General features: G+C 46.7%; 17 protein-coding genes and 2 pseudogenes. 13 read left to right on the top strand and 6 right to left on the bottom strand.

Going from position 1 to position 19,477, the window contains the following annotated elements:
- Positions 1 to 691 precede the first annotated feature (691 nt).
- From C233_RS0109060 to C233_RS0109050, 3 genes are read left to right on the top strand one after another with little or no spacing between them, the layout of a single operon-like run.
- The gene (locus C233_RS0109060; RefSeq protein WP_018667289.1) at positions 692 to 1,588 is read left to right on the top strand and encodes a DUF6268 family outer membrane beta-barrel protein; all 897 of its coding nucleotides are present in this window, start codon (positions 692 to 694) and stop codon (positions 1,586 to 1,588) included.
- A gap of 45 nt (positions 1,589 to 1,633) precedes the next feature.
- Entirely contained in the window at positions 1,634 to 2,389 is a 756-nt protein-coding gene (locus C233_RS0109055) for a LytR/AlgR family response regulator transcription factor (protein WP_018667288.1), read from the top strand.
- Positions 2,358 to 3,392 (top strand): sensor histidine kinase, encoded by a 1,035-nt coding sequence (locus C233_RS0109050; RefSeq protein WP_244149063.1) that lies wholly within the window; start codon positions 2,358 to 2,360, stop codon positions 3,390 to 3,392. Before C233_RS0109055 ends, C233_RS0109050 begins: the two co-directional genes overlap by 32 nt.
- A gap of 27 nt (positions 3,393 to 3,419) precedes the next feature.
- On the opposite strand, the pseudogene C233_RS23600 reads toward C233_RS0109050, so the two are convergent.
- Positions 3,420 to 3,695 (bottom strand): annotated as a pseudogene (locus C233_RS23600) (primase-helicase family protein); the annotation flags it as partial.
- 222 nt (positions 3,696 to 3,917) lie between these two features.
- Here C233_RS23600 and C233_RS0109045 point away from each other — a divergent pair.
- The 7 genes and pseudogenes from C233_RS0109045 to C233_RS0109015 all read left to right on the top strand — a co-directional run.
- Positions 3,918 to 4,370, top strand: coding sequence for a GNAT family N-acetyltransferase (locus C233_RS0109045; protein WP_025068812.1), 453 nt, complete (start codon positions 3,918 to 3,920; stop codon positions 4,368 to 4,370).
- Between the two features lie 89 nt (positions 4,371 to 4,459).
- Positions 4,460 to 5,044 carry a Crp/Fnr family transcriptional regulator gene (locus C233_RS0109040; protein ID WP_018667285.1) on the top strand — a complete coding sequence of 195 codons (585 nt, stop codon included), beginning with the start codon at positions 4,460 to 4,462 and terminating at the stop codon, positions 5,042 to 5,044.
- Between the two features lie 144 nt (positions 5,045 to 5,188).
- Positions 5,189 to 6,124, top strand: a complete 936-nt coding sequence (locus tag C233_RS0109035) for a tyrosine-type recombinase/integrase (RefSeq protein ID WP_018667284.1) — start codon at positions 5,189 to 5,191, stop codon at positions 6,122 to 6,124.
- A 529-nt stretch (positions 6,125 to 6,653) separates the two neighbouring features.
- Complete coding sequence (locus C233_RS0109030) at positions 6,654 to 8,057, top strand: undecaprenyl-phosphate glucose phosphotransferase (protein ID WP_018667283.1); 1,404 nt, start codon at positions 6,654 to 6,656, stop codon at positions 8,055 to 8,057.
- Positions 8,058 to 8,179: 122 nt separating this feature from the next.
- Positions 8,180 to 8,989 (top strand): polysaccharide biosynthesis/export family protein, encoded by an 810-nt coding sequence (locus C233_RS0109025; RefSeq protein ID WP_018667282.1) that lies wholly within the window; start codon positions 8,180 to 8,182, stop codon positions 8,987 to 8,989.
- 60 nt (positions 8,990 to 9,049) lie between these two features.
- Positions 9,050 to 11,467, top strand: coding sequence for a GumC family protein (locus C233_RS0109020; RefSeq protein ID WP_018667281.1), 2,418 nt, complete (start codon positions 9,050 to 9,052; stop codon positions 11,465 to 11,467).
- Positions 11,468 to 11,610: 143 nt separating this feature from the next.
- Positions 11,611 to 12,153: pseudogene (locus C233_RS0109015) on the top strand (UpxY family transcription antiterminator); the annotation flags it as partial.
- Between the two features lie 153 nt (positions 12,154 to 12,306).
- On the opposite strand, the gene C233_RS0109010 reads toward C233_RS0109015, so the two are convergent.
- The 3 genes from C233_RS0109010 to C233_RS0109000 form a co-directional block, all read right to left on the bottom strand.
- Positions 12,307 to 12,750, bottom strand: coding sequence for an N-acetylmuramoyl-L-alanine amidase (locus C233_RS0109010; RefSeq protein ID WP_018667279.1), 444 nt, complete (start codon positions 12,748 to 12,750; stop codon positions 12,307 to 12,309).
- Between the two features lie 10 nt (positions 12,751 to 12,760).
- On the bottom strand, positions 12,761 to 12,862 hold the full coding sequence (locus C233_RS24075; protein ID WP_018667278.1) for a smalltalk protein: 102 nt from the start codon (positions 12,860 to 12,862) through the stop codon (positions 12,761 to 12,763).
- 211 nt (positions 12,863 to 13,073) lie between these two features.
- A complete protein-coding gene (locus C233_RS0109000; protein ID WP_018667277.1) occupies positions 13,074 to 13,568 on the bottom strand; it encodes an HU family DNA-binding protein in 495 nt (164 codons plus the stop codon).
- Positions 13,569 to 13,882: 314 nt separating this feature from the next.
- Here C233_RS0109000 and C233_RS0108995 point away from each other — a divergent pair, with 314 nt between their 5' ends.
- Positions 13,883 to 14,107, top strand: a complete 225-nt coding sequence (locus C233_RS0108995) for a DUF4248 domain-containing protein (RefSeq protein ID WP_018667276.1) — start codon at positions 13,883 to 13,885, stop codon at positions 14,105 to 14,107.
- Positions 14,108 to 14,312: 205 nt separating this feature from the next.
- Here C233_RS0108995 and C233_RS0108990 read toward each other — a convergent pair whose 3' ends face one another.
- Together C233_RS0108990 and C233_RS0108985 are read right to left on the bottom strand one after the other, a co-directional pair.
- A complete protein-coding gene (locus C233_RS0108990) occupies positions 14,313 to 16,322 on the bottom strand; it encodes a DnaB-like helicase C-terminal domain-containing protein (protein ID WP_018667275.1) in 2,010 nt (669 codons plus the stop codon).
- Between the two features lie 251 nt (positions 16,323 to 16,573).
- Positions 16,574 to 17,530 (bottom strand): hypothetical protein, encoded by a 957-nt coding sequence (locus C233_RS0108985; RefSeq protein WP_018667274.1) that lies wholly within the window; start codon positions 17,528 to 17,530, stop codon positions 16,574 to 16,576.
- A 127-nt stretch (positions 17,531 to 17,657) separates the two neighbouring features.
- On the opposite strand from C233_RS0108985, the gene C233_RS23595 reads away from it, so the two are divergent.
- Together C233_RS23595 and C233_RS0108975 are read left to right on the top strand one after the other, a co-directional pair.
- Positions 17,658 to 17,819: a hypothetical protein gene (locus C233_RS23595; protein ID WP_025069135.1), complete on the top strand. Its 162-nt coding sequence runs from the start codon at positions 17,658 to 17,660 to the stop codon at positions 17,817 to 17,819.
- A gap of 619 nt (positions 17,820 to 18,438) precedes the next feature.
- The gene (locus C233_RS0108975; protein WP_018667272.1) at positions 18,439 to 19,476 is read left to right on the top strand and encodes a polysaccharide pyruvyl transferase family protein; all 1,038 of its coding nucleotides are present in this window, start codon (positions 18,439 to 18,441) and stop codon (positions 19,474 to 19,476) included.
- Position 19,477: the final 1 nt, after the last annotated feature.

Raw genomic sequence — 19,477 nt, 5'->3', positions numbered from 1 at the left:
TCGTAACCAGCATTCCTCTTAAATGCGGTGCAAATGTATGGTAAACTTTTGGACTATGCAAATCTTTCCCGCATATTTTTTTCCGTATCTCCCCAGGAAAAGAGATAACATGTTAACACTCAAAATCTAATAAGAGCAAAAAAAATAATAAAACCAGGAATTCATCCCCGGATATTATTTTGTGGAACTCATAGCTTACCCACAAAATAAATTGCGTAAAATAAGTTGCGTAAAATTGTACTGGAAATATAACCTGTAAAATCAAAAGAGTTAGAAAAACTATCTCATTATTAGGTAATGAATCGACAACCGTCCTGATTGCAGTGCCCTGTATCGCTTTGCTTGTTTAGGTAACTCTTGTGTATACATAAATACATAAAGACATAAAGACATAAATAAAAAAAGAATGAAGCAAACAACAGCATTTCTCATTTAAACAAAGGTGACTATATACTATCTTACAGCAAAACCCTCTATAAATGATTACACGATTTATAGAAGGTTTATATTTTCATATACCCTACTACTTAACAAGGATTCACACTGTAAGGCAATATATAGTTACCTAAACAAAACATATCAGAAAGAAATTCATCCACTCCATATTGAAGCCCATCCTTTCCATTTTACACCTTGTCAGCTATCGCTTTCCGCTATTACGGAGCGGCTTTACCTTTGCATAAAAAACAAAATGAGAAAAATACAGATTTTAATAGTTTTAGGATTTACAGCCATAAATGTTTATGGGCAAGGTTATGTGGAGGTTGTTCACACGCCCTCAAGGAATTTCATGGAAGATGAAGGCGGGGAAAAGTTAGGAGCTGGAAATATGTGGCAACTCAAAGGCAGGTACACATTCCCATTTTCTGTGAAACAAAACGAAAAAAAACAGCCGACGATATGGTCGGGCACACTCAACGGAATGTTTTCCCACATGAATAATGAAGGCATGGCTGCGGAAGTCAATCCGAATGACATATTGAACTTGAGTTTTAATGTGTCACATTTGCGCCCCATATCCTCAAAATGGTATATGATGACTTCATTTGGCATCGGGTTATATGCGATACCGAATGACATCTCTTTTAAGAGCATATTGGCAAACGGCGCGGTCATTTTCGCTTATAAGTTGAGAGATAATCTGGATATCGGAATAGGCGCGGGGCTGACAAACTCATACGGAGTTCCTCTTATTATACCCATGGGCTTTCTAAAATGGAACATGACAGGGCTGTATGAAGTGAATGTGGAAGTAGCAAGCAGTATAAAAGCCTCTGTGTCAAAGACATTCTCTCACAAATTCAGGCTTACACTTGTACCCATAGACATGGACGGAACGTCTGCCGTGGTCAAACGGAACGGGAAATATAAAATATATGGCGCTACAAGAATGCGAACCTACATCAGTCCGGAACTGAAAGTCGGTGGTAAGTCATGCCTATATGTGGCTGTGGGCGCAGAGCTGCTTCATTCGGTCAAAGTGTCCGACCGAAGTTACAAAGGGTTCACCAGCAGTTTCAAAGGTAACGGCGGCTGGAGATTTGGCTGTACGTTCCATGCCAAGGCAGGTTTCAAATACGGGTTCTAACCGGAAATAATTTCAGAAAAGACAGAATTGGCGTACATTTGCAATATGGTTGATTACATGATTATAGAAGACGAGCGTTTTGCATATGAAGAAATGAAACGCATGATGTCAGTCCTCCGTCCCAGTTATCACCTGCAAGCATGGGTCAGCAGCGTGAAGGATGCGGTTTTCGCATTGAGAAATGCTGTGCCGGACTTGCTGATTATCGATATACGTCTGTCGGACGGATTGTGCTTTGATGTGTTTGGACACATATCTGTAAATACCCCTGTCATTTTTACAACTGCCTATGACGAATATGCGTTGCGTGCTTTTCGCGTAAACAGTATCGACTATTTGTTGAAACCTATCGAGGAGAAAGATTTGGAAAGAGCCCTGGTGAAGTTTGAAACGAACAATCTGCCCAATCCTGCATCAGCAATATACCATTCTTTGGCGACAACATATCTTGGGAGTGTCAAGAAAAACCGTTTCCTTATCTCCATAGGTGACACGTTCCGATATGTGGATACGTCAAATATCGCATTCTTTTACAGCGAGGAAAAATACAACTACCTGCATACATTTGAAGGCAAACGTTACATCATAAACTATTCCTTAGAACAATTGGAAGCGATGCTCGGGCATAACGATTTCTTCCGTGTGTCCCGCAGTTGCATTGCCAACATAAAGTCAGTCAGGAAAGTCTCAAAGTTTTTCGGTGGCCGTTTGCTGGTAAACCTTTCACCGGATTGCCCGTTGGAAATCATCGTGAGCCGCAGCCGTGCAGATGGCTTTCTCAAATGGCTGGACGGTCTTTAACACATTTGCCGACATGAAGGGAAAACGAATGTTTTGGGGCGTTGCCTTGCTTGCCGTTCTGACGTTGATAGCTTGTATCGCCACATTTTCGGTTTTAGCAGGCTCTTTTCAGGGTAAAGTCATCTTGCTTAATTTCGCCTTGAACATTCCGTTTTGCATATTCATCGGATATGCAGACTATAAAATCGTGTCATTCCTGCATAAACGCCAAAAAAATACAGATGCACTATCCATAGTGACTAATGTCATTGTTTCCAATCTGACAATAGGCATCGTGTTCCTCACCTTCTATCTCATAAGCTGTTCCATTACACCTTACGGACTAAATGGTATATTGCAGCACCTGCTACCCGTGATGCTATTGAACAGCATGATAGTGCTTATCATCGAAGCATTCTTCTACAACAACCTGTTTCTTGCAAACAAAGTCCGGCTGGCAGTGGTTGAAAAAGAAAAAACGAAATATCAGCTCGAAAATCTCAAGAGGCAAGTCAATCCGCATTTCCTGTTCAACTGCCTGAACGTACTTTCTGCCTTGGCATACCAGGATGCCGACAAAGCGAACTTGTTTACCAAGAAACTTTCGTCCGTGTACCGCTATCTGCTTGCCACGCAGGAAGAAAACAAAGTACCTCTGCCAGACGAACTTGACTTTGTAAATGCATATATCTATCTTGAGCAAATCCGTTTCGGGGAAACCCTGTTTATCAACATGACGTGTAACAAAGAAGCTTTAACCAAGTATATTGTTCCGGCAAGCGTTCAAATGCTTGTTGAAAACGCTTTGAAGCATAATATAAATACAAGGGATTTTCCTTTAAGGATAGACATACACATCGACAAAGAGCACATAACAGTAACAAATAACCTGCAACTTAGAAGCACTGTAAGTAAGAACGGGGTAGGGCTGAAAAATTTGGAAGAACAATACCGCATTCATGGCAAGTGTATAAAAGTCAGGAAGTCCGATTCGGATTTTACAGTTACATTGCCTCTACTCTAAGCATTATCTCAGCCAACGGAATATATAACGGATGCAGGAGAAATCCCCTTGTACGGAAACGGCTTATAGGCTCGTACAAGTTAAGGGATTTGCCGATTACGGGCTTATAGTCCACATGGGCTGGCACGGTACAGAAACCGTCATACTTCGGTACGGTTGCCATGTGCCCTCGCCGTAGTCCTGCCGCAAAGTTTCGGCGTTCCGTGCGATACGTTTCTTTACACAACCACCGTCCATTCGGGGCTGGTTCACAATCTTGTAGAGGGCAGTCCCCACACGGATGAATTCTTCCTTTTCTGCTATAAGTTTTGCCGGGTTCTATGCCGCCGACAAACAATCCCGGCAACAGATTTGACATCGGGGCAAAGCTGCGGCATAAAAAATAAAACCTTGATACGCAAATCTATGCAGAACGAAGCAATCGGAACAGAGAGACAAGAAAATGCAGATTATATCGGCTTTTATGTTTCTGTTACCGAGAAGAATAAATACCTTTGCATCCATATAAAACAAAAAAAGTCATACATGGATAGCCATATCATAATTCGGGAATATTGCCCGACTGACAGGAATGCCGTAATGAATTTGATAAGATTAAACATTCCGAAGTATTTCGCCGTGAAAGAAGAAGCGGATTTGGGCAGGTATTTAGACGAAGAAGCGGAGCTTTACTATGTCCTGCTATTTGACGGAATGCTTGTAGGTTGTGGAGGAATAAATTTTGCGGACAACATGACGACAGGAAAAATAAGTTGGGATATTATTCATCCTGCTTATCAAGGAAAATCATTGGGAACAAAATTGCTCAACCATAGGATAGAAAAGCTTAAAAGTATCAGTAGCATAAAGAAAATAACAGTACGCACTTCGCAACTGGTTTATAAGTTCTACGAAAAACAAGGCTTTGTTCTGCTTGAGATTAAAAAAGATTATTGGGCGGACGGCTTGGATATGTATAAAATGGAATACTCAAATTAACCGCTGCAATCTGCCGATTTTATGCGGTTTTTCCAACGATATTCGCTATCTTTGCCCCGCTAAATGACACCCCAACCGGCATGACTGTTATGGATACATTACTCAAAGAAACAGTAGACGTTGCTGTTAACTCCCGCTATGCGGGCATGGCGCCCGAAGGCAGACGCCAAATCGAAGAAATCCTGGTACGTAAAGAAGTAGAGAAAGGCGAACTCCTGCTGAAAGAAGGACAAACCAGCCATAACATCGTATTCGTAGGCAAAGGCATGCTGCGCCAGTTCTATTATAAAAACGGCAAAGACGTCACCGAACATTTCTCCTATGAAGGCTGTATCGTTATCTGCATCGAAAGCACGCTGAAAAAGGAACCCACCCACCTCATGATTGAAGCCCTCGAGGACAGTATTGTCTACCTGCTGCCCTACGACAAGCTGATGCAGCTCACCGAAATATCCTGGGAAATCAATATGTTCTACCGTAAAATGCTCGAATACTCCCTTATCGTTTCACAAATCAAAGCCGATTCCTGGCGTTTCCAGACGGCACGCGAGCGCTACAACCTGCTGATGCACCACCAGCCGGAAGTCATCAAGCGCGCTCCCCTGTCCCACATCGCCTCCTATCTGCTGATGACCCCCGAAACACTGAGCAGAGTGCGTTCGGGCATACTCTAAGACAATCTGCGGGGTTGCCCGAACCGGTCATATCTGAATCCGTATAGAATATTCGCTTATTCTATATTCAAGTATGCGTTTATCCCAAATCTTTTTTTGAGATAACTTGTTATCATGCATATTATTCACCTTAAATTTCAGATTATGACAACGATATACACTTTTGCACAAAACGCAATCGAAGAAGCCAAGAGTGCCGGACGCTACGGCACAGCCAATTTGTACACCAGCGCTATCAACAGCTTCCGGAAGTTCACCGGAGATATCCCCCTAACCTTCAAAGACCTCACCACCGGGCTGATTAAAAACTATGAAGAAAGCCTGCTCCAAAAAGGCAGGCGCCACAACACCATATCCGCCTATATGCGCATGCTACGCTCCATTTTCAACCAGGCACATCAGCAAGGTATCCCCGATGCGATATCCGCCGACGAGCTGTTTCGTTTCGTGTTTACCGGATACGAGCCCACTATCAAGCGGGCTATCTCGCCCACCCTCATACGGCGCCTCTCGCAACTGAACCTGGAAGGGCAGCCCAACCTGTGCTTCAGCCGCGACCTGTTCCTGCTCAGCTTCTACCTCAGAGGCATTCCGTTCGTAGACCTCGTTCATCTCCGCAAAACGGACATGAAGCACAACACCATTTATTACTACCGCCGCAAAACCCGCCAGCAGCTATCGGTCTACATCGAGCCTTATGCCGCCGATATCCTGAACAAGTACACCGACAAACATTCCCAATCCCCCTATCTCCTGCCCATACTCTCATCTGCCGGAACCGAAGGATACCGGCAATACAAAAGCGCCTTGCGCCTTTACAACCAGCACCTGCACCAACTGTCCAAGATGCTGCGCCTGAATGTACCGCTTACCTCCTATGTGGCGCGCCATAGCTGGGCAACCACAGCCAAAGAAGAAGGGGTGGCTATCGCCATGATTAGCGAAGGCCTGGGGCACAGTTCCGAGAAGGTAACGCATGTATATCTCGCCTCTTTCAACAACAACGCGATGAGCAAGGCAAACAGAAAAGTAATATCCACGATTCACGACAAAGGGAAAAAAGGAAAGGGGAAGAAATAAAGTGTAAACTAATATTATCGGAGAATCAATGTGTATTATAAAAACTCCATTCTCTTACTTACAAGGTAATGGAAAGAAAAAGTCTCTTACTTACAAGGTAAGGGAATGTTTTCTCACGGGGGCAAAGGTATAAAAAATTTCACCAATACTAACAAAAAAATATGTATTTTTTATTTGATAATACTTATTGTAAATAGCTATAAAAAGGTATAAAACATCTTCTGCACATAAAAAATATTTATATATACCAACTATTTTATTTCTCATATTCCATAGGTAATTATCCAGTGTGATAACAAAACTACAAGCAGTTCAGCAAGATACCTACCCTGCGTCATTTCCCCTCTAACTGTCATTATAAAACGCTTCTTTCACCGTTTTATTCCATTCCCTTACCTTGTAAGTAAGAGACTTTTTCTTTCCATTACCTTGTAAGTAAGAGAAAAAACAGACAAATAGGAAAAAAGCAGTTCGAAGCATCCATTACATTGTTATACAACAAGCTGGATAAGAACACATTACGGAAGGTATGAGACAGGTTCTACGCTTTAACAAAGTTATCAAATGCATCATTATTGCAGGCGATTTATGTATACTCAATGCTATCTTCATAGCATTATATCATACATTGGACAGCAATACGCTCGGAGCTGCTTTCAGTAATTCCCTGCCCCAGTTGCTGGTGCTTCTGAACCTGGTCTATATCGTATGCAACTACTCTAAGGGCGTTATCCTGCACCAGCGCATCGTACGCCCCGACCGCATCATCATGCGCGCCATTCACAGCACCTTCCTCCACGCCTTCGTATTCATCAGCCTAATCAGCCTTGCGAACTTCGGAACGCTTTCAGCCCGTTTCTTCACCCTGTTCTACGTATCGTTCTTGCTATGCCTTATTGTTTACAGGCTGACATTTAGGCATATCCTGAAGCTATACCGGCGTTCGGGCGGAAACTCCCGCACCGCCATACTGGTAGGCGACGGCAGCAACATGGTGGAGCTTCACCACGAAATGACCGGCGACCCCACCTCCGGCTACCGGGTAATAGGCTATTTCGCCGAAAGCCCCTCCAGCCTCTACCCGTCGCACCTTCCCTACCTGGGTACTCCGGAGCAGGTAATCCCCTACATCAGTTCCAGCCATATCGAGCAGGTATATTGCGGGCTGACATCGGCATACAGCAAGGAAATACTGCCTATCATCAACTACTGCGAAAACCACTTCATGCACTTTTACAGCGTGCCCAACGTGCGCAAATATTTAAAGCGCCGCATGCACCTGGAAATGCTGGGAAACGTACCCGTACTCTATATCCGCCGGGAACCGCTGGCACAACCGGAGAACCGGATGCTCAAACGCCTGTTCGACATCATTTTCTCCCTGCTCTTCCTGTGCACCCTGTTTCCCGTCTTGTTCATAGTCATAGGAACCGCTATCAAGATAACGTCTCCCGGTCCCATATTCTTCAAGCAGAAGCGCAGCGGTGAAGAAGGCAGGGAATTCTGGTGCTATAAATTCCGCTCCATGCGCGTCAACAAAGACAGCGACAACCTCCAGGCCACGAAGAACGACCCGCGTAAAACATGCCTGGGCAACTTCCTGCGTAAAAGCAATATCGACGAGCTGCCGCAGTTCATTAACGTCCTGCTGGGCGATATGTCCGTAGTAGGGCCGCGCCCGCACATGCTGAAGCATACCGAAGAATACTCCAAGCTAATAGACAAATACATGGTACGCCACCTCATAAAGCCCGGTATTACCGGCTGGGCGCAAATCAACGGTTTCCGCGGCGAAACCAAAGAACTATGGCAAATGGAAGGGCGTGTAGAGCGTGACATCTGGTATCTGGAACACTGGACATTCATGCTCGACCTGTACATCATCTACAAAACCGTGAAAAATGCGGTAAAGGGAGAAAAAGAAGCCTATTGAGTTGAAAGTTGGAAGTTAAAAGTTAAGAGCTAAAAGTTAAGAATTAAGAATTAAGAATTGATAATTAAGAATTGAGAGTTAAGAGTTGAAAATTGAGAGTTGAGAGTTAAAATCATAAACACATGAAAAAAGGAAGTCTGATTATCTTATTGGTATTGCCGCTGCTGCTTGCCGGATGCCGAAGTTACAAAAAAGTACCCTATTTGCAGGATGCCCTCCGGCAAGCTGCAATAGCCGATACCAGCACCTGCGGCACGACCTTATACGACGCACGCATCATGCCGAAAGACCTGCTGACAATCGTGGTGAGCTGTCCCGAAGAACCGGAGCTGGCAGAGCCTTTCAACCTGACTGTGGCTACCCCCGTAAGCAATACCGGCGTCAAATCCCTCACTTCCCAACCCGTATTGCAACAATACCTGGTAGACAACGACGGCAATGTGGACTTTCCCGTATTGGGAACCATTCACCTGGGCGGGCTCACCAAAGGCGAAGCCGAGCAATACCTCAAGGACAAGCTCAGACCCCAGTTCCGCGAAACACCTATCGTCACCGTGCGCATGGTCAACTATAAAATCTCCGTTATCGGCGAAGTAGGCAGTCCGGGAACCTTTACCATATCCAACGAAAAAGTCAACATCTTCGAAGCCCTTGCCATGGCGGGCGATATGACTATCTACGGCATCCGCGACAACGTAAAGCTTATTCGCGAGGACAATGCCGGCAAGCGTGAAATCATCACACTCAACCTGAACGACCGGGACATCCTGCAATCTCCCTATTACTACCTGCAACAAAACGACATTCTGTATGTCACCCCCAACAAAACCAAGGCGAAAACCTCCAATATCAGCAGCAGCACCACTATCTGGTTCTCCGTAGTAGGCTCGCTGGTATCGCTGGCAAGCCTTATCATCGCAATCACGAAATAGAGGAGACAGAGAACGGACGGACAACAACAGCAAATATCTAATATTTAATACTTAGCAAACGTGAAAGAAGAAATATACGACGACCAGTTCGAAGAAAAAGAGGACAAAACAAACTGGCAGGCTATCCTATTCAAATACATCATCCGCTGGCCGTGGTTCATAGCCTCGGTCATCACCTGCCTGGTGTGTGCGTGGCTCTACCTAAAGACCACCACCCCCGTGTATAACATCAGCGCATCTATCATCATCAAAGACGATAAGAAAGGCGGCAATGCCGGCAGCGACCTCAGCGCGTTCGAAGACCTCGGCATCGTGTCCTCCTCCAAGAACATCGACAACGAAATAGAAATTCTCCGCAGCAAGTCGCTCATCAAGGACGTCGTTAGCGAACTGGGGCTGTACATCAACTATTCCGGCGAAGGCAGTTTCAGCAATACGGACTTATACGGAACATCACCCGTACTCGTACACTTCCCGCCGGAAGACGCCGAACGTCTCAGCGCCCCTATCATCCTGAATATCAACCTCCATTCCGACAAAGAAGCGGATGTAACGGCAACCATTAACGGCAATACCTTCAGCAAACACTTCAGCGAGCTGCCCGCCGTCCTGCCCGGCGAAACGGGTACGATTACCTTCATGCCCAACCCCGCAGCACCCGTCAAAGGCAGCGGCAGCATAGAAGTAAGCATCGTCAATCCCCTGTCCGTAGCTAAAGGCTACCGGAACGTACTGTCTATCGAGCCTACCAGCAAAACCACCTCCGTAGCCACCGTATCCATTAAAAACACGAACAAAAAACGGGGCGAGGATTTCATAAACAAGCTGATAGAGATATACAATAAGAATACCAACAACGACAAGAACGAAGTAGCCCAGAATACCGCCCGCTTCATCGACGAGCGCATCTCTGTCATCAATCAGGAATTAGGCACTACGGAGCAGGAACTCGAAAGTTTCAAGCGCGAGGCAGGACTTACCGACCTCAGTAGCGATGCCCAGCTTGCCGTCAGCGAACAATCCGCCTACGAAAAACTCTGCGTGGAGAACGGTACGCAACTCAACCTCATTCAATACCTCTCCGAATACATCCAGAAGCCGGAAAACGCAAACGCCACTCTCCCCGCCAATGTGGGACTGGATGACGCCACCCTCTCCGGGCTCATCACCCAATACAACGCCCTGATTTTGGAACGCAACCGCCTGCTGCGCACCTCCTCGGAGGCAAACCCCGTTGTGCGGCGGCTCGACAGCAACATACAAGACATGCGTGCCAGCATTGCCACCAGCATAGCCAGCGTACGCAAAGGGTTGCTCATCACCAAAGCCGACCTCGACCGCCAGGCAGGTAAATACGCCGGACGCATCAGCAACGCTCCCGCCCAGGAACGCCGCTTCGTCAGCATCCAGCGCCAGCAGGAAATCAAGGCAGGGCTTTACCTCATGCTGCTGCAAAAGCGCGAGGAAAACAACATCGCGCTTGCCGCTACCGCCAATAATGCCAAGATTATAGACGACGCGCTGGCAGACGACCTCCCCGTATCGCCCCAAAGCAAGAAAATCTACATGATTGCATTCGTGCTGGGCATCGGCATTCCGGTGGCGGTCATCTACATCATGAACCTGCTCAGCTTCCGTATCGAAGGCCGCGCCGATGTAGAGAGGCTTACCGATGTACCCATTATCGGCGACATCCCCCTTACAGAGCCCGAAACCGGGCATACCCATACCATTGCCGTCCGCGAGAACGACAACGACATCATGGCGGAAACATTCCGGAGCGTACGTACCAACCTGCTGTTCATCCTGGGCGACCCGGACAAGAAAGTAATCCTCGTTACCTCCACCATGAGCGGCGAGGGCAAGACATTCATCGCCTCCAACCTGGCGGTCAGCCTGGCGCTGCTGGGCAAGAAAGTCGTCATCGTGGGGCTGGATATCCGCAAACCGGGGCTGAACAAGGTGTTCCACATCCCCCACAAGGAGCGGGGCATCACCCAATACCTGTCGGCTCCCCAAAGCACCGACCTGCGCTCCATGATACTGCCCTCCGACCTGTCCGCCAACCTGGGCATACTGCCCGGAGGAGCCATTTCGCCCAACCCTACGGAACTGCTGGCGCGCCAGTCCCTGGCAGACGCTATCGAAATACTGAAAAAGGATTACGACTACATCGTGCTGGACACCGCCCCTATCGGCATGGTTACCGATACGCAGCTCATTGCCCGTGTGGCGGATGCCAGCATCTACGTATGCCGTGCCGACTATACGCATAAGAACGATTACCGGCTTATCAACGAACTGTACAACAGCAAACGCCTGCCCAACCTGTGCACCGTTATCAACGGGCTGGATATGAAAAAGAAGAAATACGGCTATTACTACGGTTACGGCAAGTACGGCAGGTATTACGGATACGGTAAAAAATACGGATATGGATACGGATACGGGTATGGAAACGATTCCGACACCCGATAAACTATATACCCCATAAGTCCGGGTAACTTCTACATGGAATACTGTCCTCGTTTCCGGGCTTATTTTTTGTTTGTTTGCTGGTATGCTGCGGCGGCAGAGCGCTGCCGCCGGGCATACCTTTTAACCAACCGAATACAAAAACTATGCAGAATACGAATCACATAGAAGCACATACTCACCCCGCACCGCGCCAATGGCTGGTAGCCTACGTACAGTCGTGTCTCGAAAAAAAGACCGCCCAACGGCTCTCCGCCATGGGTATCGAATGCTACCTGCCCGTCCAGAGCGAAATCCGCCAATGGAGCGACCGCCGCAAGCGGGTAGACCGGCTGGTGATTCCCATGATGATATTCGTACACGTCAGCCCGCAGGAACGCCCGCTTCCGCTGAGCCTGCAAGCCGTCAGCCGGTATATGGTGCTGCGCGGCGAAAGCACGCCCGCCGTCATTCCCGACGAGCAAATGGCACAGTTCCGCTTCATGCTCGACTACAGCCCCGAAGCGGTGGAGATGTGCAGCACCCCGCTGGCTCCCGGCGATGCCGTAAAAGTCATAAAAGGCCCGCTTGCAGGGCTGGAAGGCGAGCTGATTACAATAGACGGGAAAAGCAAAGTCGCTATCCGCCTGGACATGCTGGGATGTGCACACGTGGATATGCCTATTGGCTTTGTCGAGAAAAAGGACAAAGAGGGACAGGGAATGGAAAGACAGAAAGATAAAGAGGTGGAGAAGGTGGACAGAAAGACAAAAGAAACAAAAGAGGGGCAAAAGGTAAAGCAACAAAAAGAAAAGGCTGTACGATGATTTCACTTGTCATCTTACAGCCTTTTCAGCATCCTGCTACCAGCGTTCTTTCCCCACATCGAAGCAGGGACACTGTTTGGTCCATTCCATAGGTTCCACTTCCCCGTTTCCGTTCAGGTCGGGACTGAGGTCTCTATGCCCCACCACCCCGGAACCGGGATAATCCTGCAATAACGCTCTCACCAGCACCCTCAGCGAATGTCGCTGCCACTCTGTCCTCGTATCTTTCGGGTTTCCGTAACGGTCTAACCCGCCTTCATAACAGATGCCTATCGAGTGAGCATTGTAGCCCCGCACATGCGCCCCCTCCCTGCTTACCGGGCGGGTTGTCAGGATTCTTCCGTCACGCCGCACATAGAAGTGATACCCCGTGCCGTCGAATCCCCGTAACCGGTGGGAAGCCTCCAACGCCTGTTCGGTGAACGCCCTGTCCTCGCACGTGGCGCTACAATGAATTACTATCAGATTGATTGCACGCATCCCCGCTACCTCAGAGGGGCATCGCATTTGCTCCGAACACACCCAGCACCGCCGAAGCTACCGCAATCACCACCTTCAAAATCGTATCCCAAAAACCTTTGCTCTTACTCATACCTTTTCTTTTTTAAAGTTCGACAATTTAAAATTTATAACTCATAATTATTCATTAATGGCTTATCATTCGCCGGCACATTCCTTATTCTTGATAACCTTTCCGGCTCATCATTAATGACTTATCATTCATAACTCACCATTCGCCGGCATATTCCTTATTATTGATAACCTTTCCGGCTCACCATTCACAACCTATCATTCCCGATTCCTTATCCCAACGGATTTTCTTCATCGCCGCCAGAATTTCCGCCGCCGTTGCCGCCCGGTGTTTTATCATCATCGGACACCAGCTCGAAAGTGATGTTATTGGCAGCTCCCCTCGTGGTGGCAACCGAGTCGTTCACCAGCCTCAACGTAGTGGCAACCTTGAAGTTAATCCGCACCTTATCAATGTTTTTCACCGTACAATCCTTGGCGTTTTCCGTAGCCACGCAGTGGAACGAAGTGCGGAAAATACCGAAATCATCCAGGCGGACACTGTTTCCGTCGGTCAGTTTTTCGCGCATATTTCTCACAATAGCCCTACCCACATGCAGCACATCCTCTGCCGACATACTCCCCAAAGCCTCAATTTCTTCCGCGATGCGCTTCAAATCATACATCTTTGCGTCACGCGTTTTTCTTTTCAAGGTATAAACCAACGGAGAGGTCTTGTCTCCGATTTTTTTGTAGCGCTGTGTACGCACCACCAATGCATTTGCCATAATTCTCCTGTTTTTTAATTGTTAATACATAAATCATTAATCACTAATCGCTAATCATAAACCACTAATCGCTAACCACTAACGACTAATCATTAATCACTCAATCCCGAAGGGCCCTTTCTCCTGACTGACAATACAAAGATAGCACCTCCCCTACCCGTCCCCGCCCCTTTCGGCTCTTTCGCACATCATCGCGCGCCATAAAACGGCTTTCAGCTACTTTCGACACCTTACGACGCGATAAACCGCAGTCATTTCTTTCACAACCCGCTAATTATCACTAACTTTACATCATAAAACAAGCCGTAAAAACAATGGAAAAATCCTCTTTCACTCCCCGCAGTTACAGTAAAAGCGAACTGGCAATGCTTTACAGTCCCTATATCACGCCCAAAGCCGCCGTCCGCAAGCTCAACCGCTGGATAGCCTTCAAACCCGGACTCCGGGAACAACTCGCCGCCACCGGCATGCTTCCTAATGCCAAATGCTACACCCCGATTCAGGTACACGTTATCGTAGAAGCATTAGGAGAACCGTAAAAATAAAATACCCGGCGTTTCAAAGCCGAATGCCCGGTGTTTCGGAGGCAAACACCGGGCATTTCAGCCTAAAACCCAAGGCATTCCGGAAGCTGTCTCCCGACATTTCGGAAGTAAATTCCCTGCGTTTCGGAAGCCCCCCCTGCGCTTCAAAATCAAGCTCCCTGCATCTCGGAAACGCCCTCCCGACCTTTCAGAAGCAAGCTCACGGAGCTATCAGCCCCACCCACGGCAGCCTGTCCTTATCCAGCACTTTCCCCTGCATCTCGGTCATTATCTGCTCCTCGGACTCCCGCTCGTCGTACCGCCCGCACGGCTGCCTCACAAACAGCACACTCCCCGTATGGCACAAATCCTGGTCGCGCACCTTCAGCATATCCAGCCGGGTATAACTTCTGTCCGGCTGCTCGATGCGGCTTATGGAAAAGATGAAATCGGCAAGGTTCGCCCAATTGGCGCTGCCCGAAATGGTGTACATATCTATCTCCTCCAACTCGTTCTTTCCGTTCAGTTTTTTCAGGCTGCGGGGATGCGCCACGATAATCACCCAGATACCGTTGTTACGCCCCCACGCCTGCATCTGCGTCAGCATAGCTTTGATAGCCTGCGTCTCCGTGTTGTAACGCCCAGTTTCCACCTCCATGAAAAGGTACGGGTCGATGATGAGATACTTCAGCGGCACGGCACGTTTCACCCGCTCCGCACGCTCTATGATATTGGCGGGCGTGGGCGACACCTCGTGCAAGTCCAGGTGCACCATGTGCCCGTCCAGAAAAGAGACGATAGGCTGCAACTGCCCGCGGGTGTATGCCGCCGTGTTCACCTTGCCTAGCACCAGGCGGATAAGGTTCGCCATGTGCTTGTTCTTGTCGGGAACCTCGAAGGAGAGGTAGCACACGTAACGCCCCGTCTTGGCCATAAGACGGTAGGTCAGGTCGTTCAGGAAGTCCGTCTTGCCGCAGTTGGGTTTTCCGGTAACGATTATCAGCCCGCCCTGGTCGGTAGGATGAAACACATGGTCGGTAAGCGGACCGTAACCCACATCGTAACCGTGGTCGTAATTGCCATTCAGCACATTCATAATCTCGTCCGCACGCTCGCTTACGGTAATGATGTCCGACGTATGGTGCGGACACGCCGAGCCGATAATCTCGCGTACCACATCGGCGCCGTATATCACAAGCACATCGGATATATCCTTACAACCGCCGGGCAGCACGGTGAACAGGCAGCGCGTACCGAAATAGTCGGCAAGATGTTTCACAAGCGTTCTTCCGGGCAGGTCACAATCGCCGCAAATCACCAGCTCCTGCACCTGGTCTAACCAGGGACGGAAAGCCTCGAACCCTTTGGCAAGGTCGCTTGCCGCACCGTTGGGTACACTGATAACGTATGGATACCCCGCCTCGTTCAAGGTCAGCACGTCCCTTTCACCTTCGGTAACAATCAGGCGCGGAACGCTCTCCTCGGAAATCCGCAACGGATTGATGCAGTCGATATTATAAGGCGGGCAAGGCGTGGTGGGCGACTCCTGGCTCCAACATTTGGTATAACCGGAAGCGGAAACATCGCACGAACGGTATTTCACATTGACGGGCTGCCCGTTGATGTAATTCACATAAGCGATGCAGTGATACATCGTCCCCACGGCCTTCTTTTCATCCTTTTCGCCCTTGTCGCTCTTACCGTCTTTGCCGTCCTTACCTCCGAAACAGCGGTGCATCAGACAGCCCACACGTGCATCGACAGCCGTTTTCAACGAAATTCCCATATCGGCAAGGTAGCGGCGGGCGGCAAGCTGGTCGGGGTCGGACGTCTCCGGCTCATCGGTCAGCAGTTTGATTTTGGCAATTATCTCAGGCGACAGCCGTTTGTAGTCCTCGGGAATCATCGACACCTCGAACGCGGCATTTCCCCCGCCTGCCGATACCGATGTCATACCGCCCGGCTCTCCTTTCCCGAAGCTCCTCCTTGCCACCGGCGAAGCTCCTGCCGGATACGGACGCCCCTCATCCGGCCACCCTGTCCTCTTCCGTTCTGTCCAAAAATCCTTCAACTTCCCGTGAAAATCGCACCCCGCATAAAAGCAGTGATACAACCCCGTCTCACGTGAAATGGAAAGATGCTTTTTCCCGCACTTGGGGCACTCCGCCACAAAATTTTTCCCAACGTTTCTACGCTCAGGAAAATCGCTCAAATAATAAAATGGTTTCATAATGCTTTATTCGTAATTTCGTCATTTCTCAGTCATAATTCCTCATTTCTTCACTCGTAATTTCTTTATCTCTCATTCACAATTCCCCATTTCTTCACTCGTAATTTCTTCATACTCATTCATAATTCCCCACTTCTTCACTCGTAATTTCTTCACCCCTCATTCACAATTCCTCATTTCTTCACTCGTAATTTCTTCATCACTCATTCATAATTCCCCACTTCTTCACTCGTAATTTCTTCACCCCTCATTCATAATTCCCCATTTCTCTCCTCTCCCCAATTCCTGCTCAGCACGTTCCACTCCGCCTTCGCCCCCGGACGGGGCGGCGCATCATCCGGAATATTCACCACCCCTTCCAGCGGGTCGTCGTAAAAGCGCAGGCCGCTTTCCTTATCCGTCCATTCAAACTCGCCGAGCGGATGATTGTTGCGTTGTTCGCCCCGCATATCGGCAAGACTCTGCAAGCGCTTCTGCCTTCCGGCATTTGCGGCATCCTTCTGCATCCGTTGTCCGCCGGCAGATTTCAGCAGATTGTTCAGCCAGCACAAGCGTCCGGCGTAGGTAGATTTCATGAAGCGTTCCTGCCCGGCAAAGTAAGGAACCAGCAGTTCGTTCACCAAGTACACCAAATTAGCGCACGCATCTCCGCGTGTCACCCCCTCCTCCTGCTGAAAACGGTCGATAAGCGGCGTAAAGACCTGTGCCTTCTGTATCGGATTCCCATTGATAAGATGAAAGAAATTCCGTGCGGTTTCCAGGCTTTTTTCCGCGGAAGATATCTTTCCGAAGGATATATTATTCTTATTATCCTGTATAGTATATATATTATATATATCCCCCTGCGGTAATTTTACCGGCAAAGTTACCGGTAAAGTTTCCGCAGCATCATCCACTTTCTCCTTCTCTTTCCAAAGGCAGGAATAGAACGAGCTCATCCCGTACACATTATCGCCGGGTACAATACCGAACGCTCCGCTCTGCCGGACTGCCTCCACCAGAAACCGTGCATTCTTAAACTTCAGCGACTTGCTGATATCATAGAAATTCTCCACGGGGTACACCGCCTCCTCATTCATATAGGCAGTCATCCCCAACAGCAGTTCCAAGAGTTTCGCAACGGTAGAGTCCGTGATTTTCCGGCTTCTCCACTGCCCTATGGTCTTTTGCAGTTCCCGTACGGAAAGCGTAGTTTTATGTGCTTTCATAGCATTCTGTTTTAAATTATTTTAAAAACTGTTGCAAAGATATACCTTTGTACCCACATTGCCTGTACCCACATAGCGGGTACAGAAATCAAACATTTTTATTTAATTAACTAAAAACTGATTTATTATGAAATCGAACAGATTCATTTCCAATCATCCGGAATTCGGTGCATTCCTCAAAAAAGAGTTGAAACAGCTTGGTATCCCAAGAGAAGCATTCCGCTCCACCTGTCACATGAAGCAAAACTATCTTGAAAACATAAAAAAGGGCTCCATAACTATGAGATAGACAGCTACAAGCTCATTCTGAGCGCATTCGAAGAGTTCACCACACCGGAAAACGCCCAACGCATCTATCGGGAAGGAGTAACACTCTTGTTTCCCAAGCTGAAAGACTAAGTTTTTTACGGATTTATAAAGAAAAATGTCATTCAAATTTCTCCATAAACTTTGGCGCATTGCGAGTTAATTCGTAATTTTGCCACGCATTTATCAATTGCTACTGCTTTCGCCTGCTCAATGATTTGGGAGGGGCGAGGGCGTAGCGTACTAATTTGTACCGATAAAACGATGTAATTATACAAATATTACTAGTAGTATTCCTTTATCTTTCCTCCAATAACCTATAAAAGTTCTGTATTCTCCTAATAGGAAATTATGTACAATATAAACATCTGATACAAATCTAACTGAAAAGATATTATTTTGCTACCATAATATTCTATTGTCAACAACGGACAAATAAGACAATTATATAGAGCCACAAATATTTTATTTTTTTTAGTTCAGAATATTTAAATCAATATTTTCAAGAAAATCTTATTAAAACCTAATAAATAGAAGATCTACCACTAAATAAACAGATACTTCTAAAAAATAACATAATCAAAACTTATTCTATAAAATAAATGAAATATGGAATTTTAGCTGTCAGCACAGGAGTTGATGAGAAAATTAATATAGGAGATTATATACAAGCACTAGCTTCGCGCCAATTCCTTCCCAAAGTTGATGCATACATAGAAAGAGAAACGGAATTAAATTCTTATACAGATGAACCAATATCAATAATTATGAATGGTTGGTATATGAATCATCCAGAGAATTGGCCACCTGCAGTTAATATCCACCCACTTTTTGTGGCTCTTCATATCAATCGCTGCGGTTTACCTGAATTTCTAAACACTCAAAGTGTTAACTACTTCAAACAACACGAACCCATTGGATGTCGTGATACGAATAGCGTTAAATTACTAAAGTCCAAAGGGATAGATGCTTATTTTTCAGGATGTATGACCTTAACATTAGGTTATAAATATAAATCCCTAAAGCGGAATAACAAAGTTTATATTGTAGAACCTTACACATGTGAAGCTGGACTTATAGAACACCATAAATGGATATCTATCAAAACCTTTTTATATCTTTTCGCACATTATAAAGCGGTAAAAAAAATATCTACTAAAAAAAATGAGAAAGGAATAAAAGCTGATTTTTATAATGCTTATTTTCTCAAAGAATATAGTAAAATATTTGACTATGATATGCTAGTTAATGCAGAATATATCAATCAATATAATTACAATATTCAAAAAGAATATCCTAGCCAAGAAGAAAAAATGAAGTATGCCGAGCATTTGGTAAAATGCTATTCTGAAGCCTCTTGTGTCATCACTTCACGAATCCACTGTGCACTCCCATGTACAGGGCTTGAAACGCCTGTTATTTTTGTAGAAAATACTAATGACAGTAAATATAGCACAGACCGCTTCGGAGGTCTTATTAATCTATTTAATACTATAACATGGGATGGCCTTCACTTAACAAATACACTTACAAAACAAAAAATAGATAGAAACAATTTTCCCAAAGTAAAAACAGGTTGGGAAAATATTGCTAATAGATTAATAAATTCTTGCCTTTCATTTATAAAATCAAGTTCTTAAT

Source organism: Bacteroides gallinarum DSM 18171 = JCM 13658 (genome assembly GCF_000374365.1).
GTDB classification, from domain to species: domain Bacteria; phylum Bacteroidota; class Bacteroidia; order Bacteroidales; family Bacteroidaceae; genus Bacteroides; species Bacteroides gallinarum.
Note: the sequence above shows the minus strand (reverse complement) of the source record. Positions and strands in the feature narration are given on the sequence as shown.